Origin of the sequence: Kitasatospora sp. NPDC086009, assembly GCF_044540385.1 — a bacterium.
GTDB lineage: Bacteria > Actinomycetota > Actinomycetes > Streptomycetales > Streptomycetaceae > Kitasatospora.
Genome location: NZ_JBITSA010000011.1, coordinates 180,529 through 197,212, shown reverse-complemented (window position 1 = coordinate 197,212; position 16,684 = coordinate 180,529). Strand labels below are relative to the sequence as shown.

Genomic DNA, 16,684 nt, shown 5'->3' with positions numbered 1-16,684 from the left:
GAGCATCATCAACATCACTCCGACTCGCCGTCCAGGGCCAGGCGGATCAGGCTGTCCGCGTCCAACTCGTCGATGGCCTCGGCCTCTTCGCCCTGGTCGCCGATCAGCGCGGCGTCCCGGACGTCGGCGAGCCGCATGAGCGCCTCCATCAGCCCGGCATCGCGGAACCTGGACAGCGGGACGGTCGCGAGGGCCTTCCGCAGCTTCTCCTCGGCCGCGTCCGCCTCGCCGTGCTCGGCGAGCTCCGGCAGCAGCTTCTCCAGCAGGAGCCCGGCCAGTTCCGTGGGGTTGGGGTAGTCGAACACCAGGGTGGCCGGCAGCCGCAGTCCGCTCGCCGTGCCCAGGCGGTTGCGCAGTTCGACCGCGGTGAGCGAGTCGAAGCCCAGGTCGGTGAAGGCCCGGGTGGACTCGACCGCCTCGACGGAGGCGTGCCCCAGCACGGCGCCCACGTGGGCCCGGACCAGGTCGACGAGCAGCCGCAGCCGCCCCGGCTCCGACACCCCGGCCAGCTGCTTGCGCAGCGAGTCCGCACCGACGGCGCCCGAGGCGGCGTGGCGCCGGCCCGTCCCGCCGCCGACCAGGGCCCGCCACAGCGGCGGGACGTCGGCGGCGCGGCCGGCCTGGGCCCGGAGCCCGGCCAGGTCCAGCTTGGCCGGGACCAGCACCGCCTCGTCCCTGGCGAGCGCCAGGTCCAGCAGCGCCAGGCCCTCGTCCGCGCTGAGCGCGGCGACGCCGCCGCGGTTGATCCGGGCGCGCTCGGAGTCGCTGAGCCGCCCGGTCAGTGCGCTGGCCTCGGCCCACATGCCCCAGGCGAGCGAGGTGGCGGGCAGTCCGGCCGCCCGGCGGTCGGCCGCCAGCGCGTCCAGGAACGCGTTGGCCGCCACGTAGTTGCCCTGACCGGGGCTGGCGAAGGTCGCCGCGGCCGAGGAGAACAGGGCGAAGTGCTCCAGGTCCAGCCCCAGGGTGAGTTCGTGCAGGTTCCAGGCACCGTCGGCCTTGGGCCGCATCACGGCGGCCACCCGCTCGGGGGTCAGCGACGCGATGGTCGCGTCGTCCAGGACACCGGCGGTGTGGACCACGGTCGTCAGCGGAGCCCCGGCCGGGACTCCGGCCAGGACGGCGGCCAGGGCGTCGCGGTCCGCCGCGTCGCAGGCGAGCACGTCCACCGACGCGCCCGACTGCGCCAGCTCCGCGGCGAGCGCGGCCGCACCCGGCGCGGCCGGGCCGGAACGGCCGGTCAGCACCAGCCCGTCGGCCCGCCCGGTGGTCACCAGATGCCTGGCCACCAGGCCGCCGAGCGTGCCCGTGCCGCCCGTGACCAGCGCCGACCTGCCGCGCTCGCGGGGTTCGGCCGGGCCGGCGGTGACGGTGAGGACGAGCTTGCCGGTGTGGCGTGCCTGTTGCATGAAGCGGAACGCCTCACGCGCCCGCCGCACGTCCCAGGCCCGGACCGGCAGCTTCGTCAGCGTGCCGGCGGCCATCAGGTCGACGATCCGGCCGAGCATCGCGCCCATCCGCTCGGGCCCGGCCTCGCCCAGGTCGAAGGGCCGGTAGAAGACCCCCGGGTACTGGACGGCCAGGGCCTCCGCGTCCCGGAGGTCGGTGCGGCCCATCTCGACGAAGGCCCCGCCGCGCGGCAGCAGCCGAAGCGAGGCGTCCGTCAGCTCGCCCGCCAGGGAGTTGACCACGATGTCCACACCCGCGCCGCCGGTGGCGGCGAGGAACTCCGCCTCGAACCCGGCGTCGCGGGACGAGGAGATGTGCGCTTCGTCCAGGCCCATCGCGGCCAGCACCGGCCACTTCGCCGGACTCGCCGTCGCGAACACCTCCAGGCCCAGGTGCCGGGCGAGCTGCACCGCCGCCATGCCGACGCCACCGGTACCCGCGTGCACGAGCACCCGCCGGCCGGCCTCGGCCTCGGCCAGTTCGACCAGGGCGTACCAGGCCGTCATGAACGCGCTCGGGACGGACGCGGCCTCGGCGAAGGTCCAGCCCTCCGGGATCCGCACCAGCTGCCGGGCGTCCGTGACCGCCACCGGGCCGAACGCGCCCTCGGCGACGCCCATCACCCGGTCGCCCACGGCCGGCCCGGAGACTCCGGAGCCGACTTCGAGCACCGTTCCGGCGAGCTCACTGCCCATCACACCGCCGCCCGGGTACATCCCCAGGCCGATCAGCACGTCCCGGAAGTTCAGCCCGGCGACGCGGACCGCCACCCGAACCTGCCCGGGCTCCAGCGCGTCGCCCGTCTGCGGCGCCGCCGCGAGCACGAGGCCCTCCAGCGAGCCGCCGGCATCGGGCTCCAGCCGCCACGGGCCCTCGGGCACCGCCAGCTCGCCCGCCGGGCGCGCCAGGCGCCGTGCGTGGGCCAGGGTGCCGCGCACGGCGAGTTCCGGTTCGCCGGTGGCGAGTGCCGTCGGGAGGGCGGCGATCTGCTCGGCGCCCGCGCCGGTCGGCAGGTCGACCAGGACGAGTCGGCCGGGGTTCTCCGACTGCGCCGAGCGCAGCAGGCCCCAGACGGCGGCGGCGGGCAGATCGGCGATCCGCTCACCGGCCGCGGCGGCGACGGCCCCTCGGGTGACGACCACCAACCGGGCCTCGGCCAGACGCTCCTCGGCCAGCCAGGTCTGGGCCAGGCCCAGGGCGTCGCCGGTCGCCCGGCGGGCGGCCTCGGCCGCGTTGTCGCCCTCCCCCTGGTCGCCGGCGCAGGCCAGCACCAGGGCGGGCTCGATCTCCCCCGCCTCGGTGGCGGCGGCCAGACCGGCCAGGTCCGTGAACGAGCGGACCGGAACGCCGGAGGCCTCCAGCGCCTCGGCGAGGCCGAAGCGGTCGGCGCCGATCAGCGCCCACGCCCCGGCCGAAGCCTCGGCAACAGTCACCGCGGCCCACTCGACGGTGAACAGGGAATCCGCCACCCCGGCATCGTTCGAACGGAGTTGCTCGGCCGACACCGGACGAGTGATCAGCGACTCGACGGAGACCACCGGCGCACCCGTGGCATCCGCCGCCGACAGCACCAGACTGCCCTGCGCATCCCGGCGCAGCCGGGCCCGCAGCACGGACGCACCCGCCGCGTGCAGCTCGACACCCGTCCACGCGAACGGCAACCGCACCTGGCCCTCGTCCTCGGCCCCGGCGACCAGGGCGCTGGCGTGCAGCACACCGTCCAGCAGCGCCGGGTGCAGACCGAACGCACCCGCATCGGCGGCCACACCCTCGGGCAGTGCCACCTCCGCGAAGAGGTCCTCGCCCCGGCGCCACACCGCGCGCAGCCCCCGGAACGCCGGGCCGTAACCGTAGGACGCCCCGGCGCCGGCCTCGTAGATGCCGGTCACGTCCACCGCCGTGGCCCCGCGCGGAGGCCAGACCGCGAAGTCCTCCTCCGCGACCGGCGCCTCCCCGGCGGGAGCGACGACGCCACCGGCGTGCTGCGCCCACTCCTCCTGCCCGTCGGGGCGGGAGAACACCTCGACCGTCCGACGGCCGTCCGCATCGGCGGCGGCCACCACGACCTGGACCTGCACACCGGAGCCGTCGGCGGGCAGCACCAGCGGCGCCTGGAGCGTCAGCTCCTCCAGCAGGCCGCAGCCCACCTGGTCACCGGCCCGGACCACCATCTCGACGAAGCCGGTCCCCGGCAGCAGCACCGCCCCGCCGATCGCGTGATCGGCCAGCCACGGGTGCGTCCGCACGGACAGCCGCCCGGTGCAGACCAGCCCCGCACCACCGGCCAGTTCGACCGCCGCGCCCAGCAGCGGGTGACCGACCGCGCCCAGGCCCAGCGACACCGCGTCCCCGCCCAGAGCCGGTCCGGCCGCACGCGGCCAGTACCGCTCGTGCTGGAAGGCGTACGTCGGCAGCTTGACGAGGTCGGCGGAGGGCAGAACCGTCGTCCAGTCGACCGCCACGCCGTTGACATGGGCCTCGGCGAGTGAAGCCAGCAGGCGCTGGGCACCGCCGTCGTCGCGGCGCAGCGTGCCGCAGACGGCCGCCGGCAGCGCGGCGGAGTCCAGCGCGACCTCTTCGAGCGTGTCGTTCATCGCGCCCAGCAGCACCGGGTGCGGAGTCACCTCGACGAAGACCTGGTGGCCCTGACCGGCCAGGGTGCGCACCGCCCGGTCGAAGTGGACCGTCGCGCGCAGGCTGCCGTACCAGTAGGCGGCGTCCAGCTCCTCACCGGTCAGCGTCTCGCCGGTCATCGCGGACACCATCGGGATCCGGCCCCGGCGCGGCGCGATACCGGCCAGGACCTCGGTGATCTCCGCTTCGAGGCGGTCCACCTGCGCCGAGTGCGAGGCGTAGTCCACCGCGACCATCCGAGCGCGCACGCCCTCGGCCTCGAACTCGGCCTTCAGCTCCTCCAGGGCCTCGGGCTCACCCGAAACCACCACCGCCGAGGGCCCGTTGACGGCCGCGAGCGACAGCCGCTCACCGAAGCGGGCAATCCGCTCCTCCACCACCGCGGCGCTCCGGCTCACCGACAGCATCCCGCCCAGACCTGCCAGGACCTTCAACGACCGCGAACGCAGCGCCACGACGCGCGCGCCGTCCTCCAGCGACAGCATCCCCGCCACCGTCGCCGCCGCGATCTCACCCTGCGAATGCCCCACCACCGCAGCAGGCGTGACGCCCGCGGCCTCCCAGACCGCCGCCAGCGACACCATCACCGCCCACAACGCCGGCTGGACAACATCCGCCGCCTCCAGTGCGGGGGCACCCTCGGCACCCGCCAGGACGTCGCTCAGCGACCACTCCACATACGGCGCCAGCGCCGCCTCGCACTCCGCCAACCGCGCCGCGAACACCGGGCTGCACGAGGCGAGTTCACGCCCCATGCCGACCCACTGCGAACCCTGACCGGCGAAGGCGAACACCACCCGCGCACCCGGCCGCGCCACACCCGACACGACCGCACCCGACGGCACACCGGCCGCGAGGTTCTGCAGGCCGGAAAGCAGCTCGCCGGCGTCGGCACCGACCACCACCGACCGGTGCTCGAACACGGACCGCGTCGTCGCCAGCGACCACGCCACCTCCGCCGGATCCACCGACGGCCGTGCCACGGCCCAGTCGTACAGCCGGCCCGCCTGAGCGGTGAGGCCCTCGGCCGAGCGGCCCGACACCAGCCAGGCGCCCACCGCGCCGGGCTCGACCACCTTGTTCGGGACGTCGCCCCGGCCGTCGTTCCCGGCGTCGTTCCCGGCATCGGCCGGCTCGGCGACCGCCGGGGCCTCCTCCAGGATGACGTGCGCGTTGGTGCCGCTCAGACCGAACGAGGACACCCCCGCTCGCCGCACCCGGCCGTTGCTCGGCCAGGGCGCCGCCTCCGTCAGCAGCTCCACCTCACCGGCGGACCAGTCCACGTGCGGCGACGGCTCGTCCGCGTGCAGCGTCCTCGGCAGCTCCTGGTGCTGCAACGCCAGCACCATCTTGATCACACCCGCCACACCGGCGGCCGCCTGGGTGTGCCCGATGTTGGACTTCACCGACCCCAGCCACAGCGGCTTCTGGGCACCACGGTCCTGCCCGTAGGTCGCCAGCAGCGCCTGCGCCTCGATCGGGTCACCCAGCTTGGTACCCGTCCCGTGCGCCTCGACGGCGTCCACATCGGCGGCCGTGAGGCCGGCGTTCGCCAGCGCCGCGCGGATCACCCGCTGCTGGGACGGACCGTTCGGCGCCGTCAGACCGTTGGACGCACCGTCCTGGTTGGTCGCGCTGCCCCGCAGCACCGCGAGCACCTGGTGCCCGTTGCGCCGCGCGTCGGACAGCCGCTCCACCACCAGGATGCCCGCGCCCTCGGCGAAGCCCATGCCGTCCGCGTCGGCCGAGAAGGCCTTGCAGCGGCCGTCCGCCGCCAGTCCGCTCTGCTCGCTGAAGCCGACGAAGCCTTCCGGGGACACCAGGATGGTGACACCGCCGGCCAGCGCCATCGAGCACTCGCCGGAGCGCAGCGCCTGGGCGGCCATGTGCATCGCCACCAGGGACGACGAGCAGGCCGTGTCGATCGTCACCGCCGGGCCTTCCAGCCCGAGCGCGTAGGAGACCCGGCCGGACAGCACGCTCGTGGCGTTGCCGGTGATCAGGTGGGCCATGCCCTCGATGTCCGCGCCGTAGCCGTAGCCGGAGGTGTAGCCGCCGACGAAGACGCCGGTCGCGCTGCCGCGCAGCGACTCCGGGTCGATGCCGACCCGCTCCACCGCCTCCCAGGACAGCTCCAGCAGCAGCCGCTGCTGCGGGTCCATCGCCAGCGCCTCGCGGGGGCTGATGCCGAAGAAGCCGGCGTCGAACCCGCTCATGTCCTGGACGAACCCGCCGGACCTGACGTACGAGGACTCGCCGAGCGCCTCCAGGTCCCAGCCGCGGTCGTCCGGGAAGCCGGATATCCCGTCCCCGCCGGAGGCCAGCAGCGCCCACAGCCCGTCGGGGTCGACCACCCCGCCGGGGTAGCGGCAGGCCATCCCGACGATCGCGATCGGCTCGTCGGCCGCGATCGTGGCCGGCACGGCCGCCGGCGTCCCGGCGCCGTCCGGCACCGCCCCGAGCAGTTCCGCCTCCAGGTAGTCGGCCAGCGCGGCCGCGGTCGGGTAGTCGAACAGCAGGGTCGCGGGCAGCCGCAGCTCCGTGGCGGAGCTGAGGTCGTTGCGCAGCTCGACCGCGGTCAGCGAGTCGAAGCCGAGTTCGCTGAAGGCGCGGTTGGTCTCGACCGCCTCGGACGAGGCGTAGCCGAGCACATGGGCGGCCTTGGCCTGGACGAGTTCGGTCAGCACCCGGCGCTGCTCGGCCCGGCTCATCCCGGCCAGTCGGCGGACCAGGTCCTGCTCGACCGGCGCGGCCGGGACCTCGGCCAGCAGGGCGGCCAGCCGGTGGATCTCCGGCAGGTCACGCATCAGGGGGACGGTCAGCAGGCTCGCCGCCTGCTGCGGCTGCGCGAGGATGACGGACCAGTCGATGTTGGTGACGGTCAGCACGGTGTCGCGGCAGTCCAGTGCCTCGCCCAGGGCCCGGACCGCGAGGTCCGGGTCCATCACGCCCTCCCACTGGTTGCGGGCCAGCCGCTGCCGGGCCGCCTCGGAGCCCTGCGCCACGCCGGCCGCCCACGGGCCCCAGGCCACGGCGAGCGCGGCCAGGCCGCGGCTGCGCCGGTTCTCGGCCACGGCGTCCAGGTAGGCGTTCGCCGCACCGTAGTTGGCCTGGCCCGGGCCGCCCGTGGTGGCCACCACGGAGGAGAACAGTACGAAGGCGTCCAGGTCGAGGTCGGCCGTCAGCTCGTCCAGGTAGGCCGCACCGGCGGCCTTGGCCGCGAGCACGGACTCCAGGCGCGCCGCCGAGAGGCCGTCGATCACGCCGTCGTCCAGCACCGCCGCGGTGTGCACCACGGTGCCCAGCGCGGGGCCGGTCGTGGCGAGCCGGTCGAGCAGGCCGGCCAGGTCGGACCGGTCGGCCGCGTCGCAGGCCAGCACGTCCACCCGGGAGCCCCGGGCGGCCAGTTCGGCCGCGAGCGCGGCGACACCGGCGGCGCCGGCGCCGGACCGGCTGGTCAGCACCAGGCGCTCCACACCGCGTCCGACCAGCCAGCGGGCCACGTGCCCGCCGAGCGCACCGGTACCGCCGGTGATCAGCGCGGTGCCGTTGGTCGGCCGCCACGTCCCGGCCGCCGCCGGCTGGGGGGCGTGGGTCAGCCTGCGGCCCACGATCCCGGCCGGGCGGAGCGCGGCCTGGTTCTCGTCGCAGCCGGCCAGTACGGCCACCAGCTGCGAGCCGGTCCGCTCGTCCAGGACGGGTGGGAGGTCGATCAACCCGCCCCAGCGGTCCGGGTATTCGAGTCCGACGACCCGGCCGAAGCCCCAGACCTGGGACTGCAGCGGGCTGGTCAGCACCTCGTTCGGGGCGGTGGCCACGGCGCCCCGGGTGAGGACCCAGAGCGGCGCGACGACCTCGACGTCGCCCAGCGCCTGCACCAGGCCCAGTGTGGCGGCCAGGCCCACGGTCACCACCGGGTGATCCGGCAGACGGGTCTCGTCGGTCGCGAGCAGCGACAGCACGCCGGACACCTCCCCGGTGCCCCGCAGCGCCTCGCCGAGCAGTGCGGCGAGAGCCGCCCGGTCGACCGTCCCGGCCGGGACCTCGACGAAGACGAGCTCGGCGCCGCGGGAGGACAGCGCGGCCACGCAGCCCTGGGCCACATCGCCGTCGGTCTCCCCGGCGGGGAGCACCACCAGCCACCGGCCGGACAGCCGGGCGAGGCCGCCGGGGACGGTCGCCGGGGACCAGGTCACCCGGTAGCGCCAGGCCTCCGTGACCGAGCGGTCCCGCTCCCGGCGACGCCAGGATGCCAGCGCGGGCAGCACCTCGATGAGCTGCTGGTCCTCGATGGCCAGCGCCTCGGTGAGGTGGGCCAGGTCGCCGCCTTCGACGGCGGCCCAGAACTGCGCCTCCGCGGCCGTGCTCGCACCGTCGCCGCCCAGCGGGGACGGCGCTGCGGCGGACTGGAGCCAGTAGTGCTGGTGCTGGAAGGCGTAGGTCGGCAGCTCCACCGTCTCGGCGGCGGGCAGCACCGTCTTCCAGTCGACCGACAGGCCGCCGACGTAGGCCTGGGCGAATGCCGTGAGGAGGCGGGTGGCGCCAGCGTTGTCGCGCTCCAGCGAGCCCACCGTCAGGACATCGGCGACACCGGCGTCCTCGGCCGTCTCCGCCACCGCCGCCGTCAGCACCGGGTGCGTGGAGACCTCCACGAACGAGCCGTAACCGCCGCCCAGCAGGGTGCGAACGGCCTCCTCGAAACGAACCATCCGCCGCAGGTTCGCGAACCAGTAGCCCGCGTCCACCTCCGTACCGGACAACCACTCGCCCGTCACCGTCGAGATCATCGGAACACGACCCGCCCGCGGCACGATCCCGGCCAACTCCGCCGCCAGCACCGCCTCCAACGGCTCCACCGCCGGCGAATGCGCCACGAAGTCCGTCGCCGGAATCCGCCACCGCAACACCTTGCGCGAAGCCAACTCACGCTCGAACTCCGACAACGCCTCCGGCTCACCCGACACCACCACCGCAGCCGGGCCATTCACCGCCGCCACCGACAGGCGCTCGCCCCAACCCTCGACGATCTCCCGCACCGCCTGCGACGGCATCACCACCGACACCATCGAACCCTGCACCGACAAACTCGTCAGCGCCCGAGCCCGCACCGCCACCACACGCGCACCATCCTCCAGGGACAGCATCCCCGCGACCGTCGCCGCCGCGATCTCACCCTGCGAATGACCCACCACCGCGTCCGGCGTGACGCCCGCGGCCTCCCACACCGCCGCCAGCGACACCATCACCGCCCACAGCACCGGCTGCACCACATCAGCCGCGTCCAGACCGGGCGCACCCTCGGCACCCGCCAGAACCTCACTCAACGACCAGTCCACATACGGCGCCAGCGCCGCCTCACACTCCGCCAGACGCGCCGCGAACACCGGACTGCACAAAGCCAGTTCACGGCCCATGCCAACCCACTGCGCACCCTGACCCGCGAACACGAACGCCGACCGACCACCCGAACGGGCAACCCCCGACACCACCCCGGCCGCACCCGACCCGGCCACCAGGCCACCCAGCCCCGACACCAGCTCCTCACGACCGCCACCGACCACCACCGCCCGGTGCTCGAACACCGACCGCGTCGCCGCCAACGACCACGCCACATCCACCGGTTCGAGCGACGGCTGCGCCGACACCCACTCCCGCAACCGATCCGCCTGACCCGCCAACGCCTCCGACGACTGCGCCGACACCGGCCACGCCACCGGCCCGGCCGGCTCCAGCACCGCCACCACCCCGGCCTCACCGGCCGGCTCGTCCAGGGCGTCCGCCTCCTCGGCGACCGCGGCCGGCGCCTCCTCCAGGATGACGTGCACGTTGGTGCCGCTCATCCCGAAGCCGGACACACCGGCCCGGCGGACGTGCTCGCCGGTGGGCCACGCCACCGGCTCGGTCAGCAGCCGCACCTCGCCCGCCGACCAGTCCACGTGCGGGGTCGGCTCGTCCACGTGCAGCGTCTGCGGGAGCTGCTCGTTCTGCAGCGCCAGCACCATCTTCATCACCCCGGCCACACCGGCCGCGGCCTGGGTGTGCCCGATGTTCGACTTCACCGACCCCAGCCACAGCGGCCGGCCCTCCGGCCGGTCCTGGCCGTAGGTGGCGATCAGCGCCTGTGCCTCGATCGGGTCGCCCAGCGTGGTCGCCGAACCGTGCGCCTCGACCACGTCCACGTCGGCGGGCGACACCCGGGCGCTGGCCAGGGCCGCGCGGATCACCCGCTGCTGGGAGGGGCCGTTGGGTGCGGTCAGACCGTTGGACGCACCGTCCTGGTTGATCGCCGAACCGCGGATCACCGCGAGCACCTTGTGCCCGTTGCGCCGCGCGTCCGACAGCCGCTCCACCACGAGCATGCCCGCGCCCTCGGCGAAGCCGGAGCCGTCGGCCGCCGCGGCGAAGGACTTGCAGTGCCCGTCCATCGAGATGCCGCCGGCCTTGGCGAAGGCCACGAACACCCCGGGGGTGGCGGTGACGGTGGCCCCGCCGGCCAGGGCGAGCGAGCACTCGCCGGAACGCAGCGCCTGGGCGGCCAGGTGCAGCGCCACCAGCGAGGAGGAGCACGCCGTGTCCACCGTGACCGCCGGGCCCTCCAGGCCGAAGGTGTAGGACAGCCGGCCCGAGAGCACGCTGGTCGCGTTGCCGGTCACGAGGTGGCCCTCGACGACCTCGGTGCCCTCCAGTTGGACGTCGGTCGCGTACCGGGAGCTGTAGCCGCCGACGAAGGCGCCGGTCTGGCTGCCGCGCAGCGTCGCGGGGTCGATCCCGGCCCGCTCGAACGCCTCCCAGGAGGTCTCCAGCAGCAGCCGCTGCTGCGGGTCCATCGCCAGCGCCTCACGCGGCGAGATGCCGAAGAACCCCGCGTCGAAGGCGCTGGCGTCCTGGACGAAGCCGCCGGCCTGGGTGTACGACTCGCCGTGCGGGTCGGTGTCCGGGTAGAGGCTCTCCAAGTCCCAGCCGCGGTCGCGCGGGAACGGGCCGATCGCGTCCGAGCCCGAGGCCAGCAGGCGCCACAGCTCCTCCGGGCTGGCCGCGCCGCCGGGGAACCGGCAGGCCATGCCGACGATCGCGATGGGCTCGTCCGCGGCGCCGGTGGCCACCGGCGCCGCGGGTGCCGCGACGGCGGGCAGGTCGCCCGCCAGCTCGCCGCGCAGCAGCGTGGCGAGCGCGGTCGGGGTGGGGTAGTCGAAGACCAGCGTCGCGGGCAGCCGCAAGCCGGTCTCGGCGTTCAGGCGGTTGCGCAGCTCGACGGCGGTCAGCGAGTCGAAGCCGACGTCGGTGAACGGGCGGCCGGTGTCGATCGCGTCCGCCGAGGCGTGCCCCAGCGTGGCGGCGACATGGGCGAGGACGAGGTCCAGCAGCACCCGGTCCCGCTCGGGGCCGGAGACCGCCGCGAGCCGGCGCCGGAGCGCCTCGGCCGCGTCGGCGCCGGTACCGGTGGCGGCGGCCGAGACGGCCGTGCGCCGGACGGACACCCCGGCCAGCGTGCGCCACAGCGGCGGGACGTCCGCGCTGCCGGCGGCCTGCGCCCGCAGCGCCGCCAGATCGAGGCGGGCGGGCATCAGCACCGCCTCGTCCCGGGCCAGCGCCACGTCCAGGACGACCAGGCCGTCCTCGGCGCCGAGCGGGACGAAGCCGCGGTCGATCCGCGACAGCGAGGTCCGGTCCAGGTTCCGGCCGATGCCCGCCTCGTGCATCCACGGGCCGAGCTGCAGCGACATCCCCGCGAGGCCGGCGGCCCGGCGGTACCCGGCCAGGGCGTCCAGGAAGGAGTTCGACGCCACGTAGCTGGCCTGGCCGGCCGCGCCGAAGGTGGAGGCCGCGGACGAGAACAGGACGAAGCGCTCCAGGTCCAGCCCGGCCGTCAGCTCGTGCAGGTTCCAGGCCGCGTCGACCTTCGGCCGCATGACGGCCGCCAGCCGCTCCGGCGTCAGCGACGCGATCACGCCGTCGTCGACGACGCCCGCCGAGTGGACCACGGAGCCCAGCGGGTTCTCGGCCGGGATCCGGTCCAGCACCTCGGCCAGCGCGTCCCGGTCGGCCGCGTCGCACGCGACGATCCGGACCCAGACGCCCAGCTCCGCCAGCTCGGCCGCCAGCGCGGCGGCTCCGGCGGCGGCCGGGCCGGAGCGGCTGGTCAGCACTACACCACCGGCCCGGCCGGTCGCCACCAGGTGCTTGGCGACCAGCCCGCCCAGCGTCCCGGTGCCGCCCGTCACCAGCAGCGAACGCGCCGCCGGGTCGGCCACCGCGTCGGCCGGCCAGATGACCGGCTCCAGCTCGCCCGAGGGGCGGGTCAGGCGCCGGCCGTAGGCGGCCTCGCCGCGGATCGCCAGCTCGGGCTCGTCGCCGCCGACCACGGTGGCCAGCAGCGCGCTTCGGGCGCCGGCCTCGACGGCCGGGAGGTCGGCCAGGACCAGCCGGCCCGGGTTCTCGGCCTGGGCGGACCGCAGCAGCCCCCGTACGGAGGCCGCCGCCAGGTCCGTCACCGCCTCGCCGCCGGCGTCCACGGCGCCCCGGGTGACGACCACCAACCGCACGGCGTCCAGGCGTGGTTCGTCCAGCCACTCGCGCACCAGCCGCAGTGCCTCGGCACCGGCCCGGCGCACCGTGTCCGGGAGGCCGGCGCCCTGGTCCGCGTCCCCGCCGAGCAGGGCGTCCGCGCACAGCAGGACGGTGCCGGGAGCGGCCTCGCCCGTCTCGACGGCGGCGGCCAGCTCGGCGATGCCGGCGAAGGCGCGCACCGGCACAGCGGCGGCGCCCAGCTCGTCGACCAGCCCGAAGCGGTCGGCGCCGATCAGCGCCCACTCGCCGGCCGGGGCGGCGCCGGCGGGCACCTCGGTCCACTCCTGGACGAACAGCGAGTCGTTCAACTCGTTCTGCGCGGAGCGCAGCTGGTCCATCGCGACGAGTCGCTTCACCAGCGACCCCACCGACACCACGGGTGCGCCGGTGGCGTCCGCCGCGGTCAGCGACACACCGCCCTGGGCGTCCTGGCGCAGCCGCACCCGCAGCACCGACGCGCCACCGGCGTGCAGCTCGACGCCGGTCCACGCGAACGGCATCGGCACCTGGCCCGGCTCGGCCTCGACAACCGGCTCCGCCAGCAGCGAGGCGTGCAGGGCGGCGTCGAGCAGCGCCGGGTGCAGGCCGAACGCGCCGGCCTCGGCCGCCGCCTCCTCGGGCAGCGCGACCTCGGCGAAGACGTCCTCGCCCCGGCGCCAGGCAGCCCGCAGGCCGTGGAACGTCGGGCCGTACACCTCGGCGAGGTGCACCGCGTACACGTCGGTGATGTCCACCGGTGCGGCGTCCTTCGGCGGCCACACCAGGAAGTCCTCGTCGGTCCGCCCGGCCGCGGTGGCGGGGGCGACCACGCCGCTCGCGTGCAGGACCCAGGCCTGCGGGGCGGCCGTCTCCTCGGGGCGGGAGAACACCTCGACCCCGCGGCGGCCCTCTGTGTCGGGCGCGGCCACGACCACCTGGAGCTGGACCCCGCCGCGGTCGGCGGGCAGCACCAACGGTGCGTGCAGCGTCAGTTCCTCCAGCAGGCCGCAGCCCACCTGGTCACCGGCGCGCACCGCGAGCTCCACGAAGCCGGTGCCGGGCAGCAGGACGACGCCGCCGACGGCGTGGTCGGCCAGCCAGGCGTGCGTGCGCAGCGACACCCGGCCCATGCACACCAGGCCCGCGCCACCGGCCAGTTCCACCACCGCGCCGAGCATGGGGTGGCCCACCGCGCCCAGGCCGAGCGACAGCGCGTCGCCGCCGCCCGGGCGCGCGGAGCGCAGCTCGCCCAGCGTGCCCTTGGGCCAGAACCGTTCGTGCTGGAAGGCGTAGGTCGGCAGGTCCACTCCCGGTCCGGCCGGGAGCACGGCGGCCCAGTCGACGGCCGCGCCGCTGACGAAGGCCTCGGCGAAGGAGGTGACCAGGCGGGTCGCACCGCCGTCGTCACGGCGCAGGGTGCCGCAGACGGCGGCGGGCACCGCACCCGGCCCGGCCTCCTGGGTGACCTCCTCCAGCGACTCCGTCATCGCGCCGAGCAGCACCGGGTGCGGGGAGACCTCGACGAACACCCGGTGCCCCTGGCCCGCCAGGGTCCGCACCGCGCGGTCGAAGTGCACCGTGGCGCGCAGGCTGCCGTACCAGTAGGCGGCGTCCAACTCCTCACCGGTCAGCGTCTCGCCGGTCATCGCGGACACCATCGGGATCCGGCCCGGGCGCGGTTCCACCGCGGCCAGCACGGACGTGATCTCCGCTTCCAGCCGCTCGACCTGCGCACTGTGCGAGGCGTAGTCCACCGCGACCAGCCGGGCACGCACGCCCTCGGCCTCGAACTCCGCCTTCAGCTCCTCCAGCGCCTCCGGCTCACCCGAAACCACCACCGCCGACGGGCCGTTGACGGCCGCCAGCGCCAGCCGCTCACCGAACCGGGCGATCCGCTCCTCCACCACGGCCGCCGACCGGCTCACCGAGAGCATCCCGCCAAGCCCGGCCAGCACCTTCAACGACTTCGAACGCAGCGCCACCACCCGGGCGCCGTCCTCCAGCGACAGCATCCCCGCGACGGTCGCCGCCGCTATCTCGCCCTGCGAGTGACCGACCACCGCCTCGGGCACCACCCCGGCGGCCTCCCAGACCGCCGCCAGCGACACCATCACGGCCCACAGCGCCGGCTGGACGACATCCGCCGCCTTCAGCTCCGGCGCGCCCTCGGCGCCTGCCAGGACCTCACCCAGCGACCAGTCCACATACGGCGCCAGCGCCGCCTCGCACTCCGCCAGCCGCGCCGCGAACACCGGGCTCGACCGCGCCAACTCCTGGCCCATGCCGAGCCATTGCGAACCCTGACCGGGGAAGACGAAGACCGGCCGCGCGTCGGCCCGGGCCACCCCCGCGACGACGGCGCCGCTGGGCACGCCGTCGGCCAGGCTCTCCAGCCCGGCCGCCAGCTCCGCGCCGTCCCCGCCCACGACCACGGCGCGGTGCTCGAAGGTCGCGCGCATGGTCGCCAGCGACCACGCCACGTCCGCGGGCTCCGCCTCCGGCCGCGCCGCCACCCAGTCCCGCAGCCGGCCGGCCTGCGCCGCCAGCCCCTCGGCCGAGCGGCCCGACACCGGCCACGCGCCGGCGCCCGAGACGACCCGCGGCGCGGCCTCCACCGGCTCGGCCGCGTCCTCCTCGGCGGGTGCCTCCTCCAGGATCAGGTGGGCGTTGGTGCCGCTGCCACCGAAGGACGACACGCCCGCGCGGCGGACCCGCTCGCCGGCCGGCCACGGGACGGACTCGGTCAGCAGCTCCACCTCACCGGCGGACCAGTCGACGTGCGGGGTGGGCTCGTTGACGTGCAGCGTCCGCGGCAACCGGCCGTTGCGCAGCGCCATCACCATCTTGATCACGCCGGCCACCCCGGAGGCGGCCTGGGTGTGTCCGAGGTTGGACTTCACCGACCCCAGCCAGAGCGGCTGCCCGCCGCCGCGCTCCTGGCCGTACGTCGCCAGCAGCGCCTGCGCCTCGATCGGGTCCCCGAGCTTGGTGCCGGTGCCGTGGGCCTCCACCGCGTCGATGTCGGCGGCGGACAGCCGGGAGCTCTCCAGCGCGGCGCGGATCACCCGCTGCTGCGAGGGGCCGTTGGGGGCGGTCAGACCGTTGGACGCGCCGTCCTGGTTGATCGCCGAGCCACGGATCACCGCGAGCACCTTGTGCCCGTTGCGGCGCGCGTCGGAGAGCTTCTCCACGACGAGCATGCCGGTGCCCTCGGCCCAGCCGGTGCCGTTCGCGTCGTCGGAGAAGGCGCGGCAGCGGCCGTCCACCGACAGGCCCTGCTGGCGGGAGAACTCGACGAACATGCCGGGCTGCGCCAGCACGGTCACACCGCCGGCGAGTGCCATCGAGCACTCCCCGGCGCGGATCGCCTGGCAGGCCAGGTGCAGCGCGACCAGCGAGGAGGAGCACGCCGTGTCCACCGTGACGGCGGGGCCCTCCAGGCCCATGACGTAGGAGACCCGGCCGGAGAGCACGGCGGTCAGGTTGCCGGTCATCATGTGGCCTTCCAGCCCGGCCGTGCCCCCTTCCGCCAGCTCCAGGTTCACCAGGTAGTTCGAGGTGAAACCACCGACGAAAACGCCCGTCCGGCTGCCCTTCAGCGTTCCCGCGTCGATTCCCGCGCGCTCCAGCGCCTCCCAGGCGACTTCGAGCAGCAGACGCTGCTGCGGGTCCATCGCGACGGCTTCCCGCGGGCTGATCCCGAAGAACGCGGCGTCGAATCCGCTGGCGTCCTTCACGAAGGCCCCGGACTGGGTGTACGACCGGCCGGACTTCTCCGGGTCCGGGTCGTAGATGCTCTCCAGGTCCCAGCCGCGGTCGGTGGGGAACTCGCCCACCGCGTCGCCGCCGGCCGCCAGCAGCTCCCAGAGGTCCTCCGGGGTCTCCACGTTGCCCGGGTAGCGGCACGCCATGCCGACGATCGCCAGCGGCTCGTACTCGCCGGCCTCCAGCTTGTGCAGGCGCTTGCGCGTCTCCTGGAGCTCGGCCGCGGTCTTCTTGAGGTAGTCGAAGAGTTTCTCTTGGTTATCCACAGTGACCCCTTACCAAAACATGCCGT

Annotated in this window: 1 pseudogene; it reads right to left on the bottom strand. The window is 75.2% G+C overall.

The annotated features are described in order from the left end of the window. Window positions 1–14 precede the first annotated feature (14 nt). Window positions 15–16,658, bottom strand: a pseudogene (locus ACIF6L_RS24865) (type I polyketide synthase); the annotation flags it as partial. Window positions 16,659–16,684: the final 26 nt, after the last annotated feature.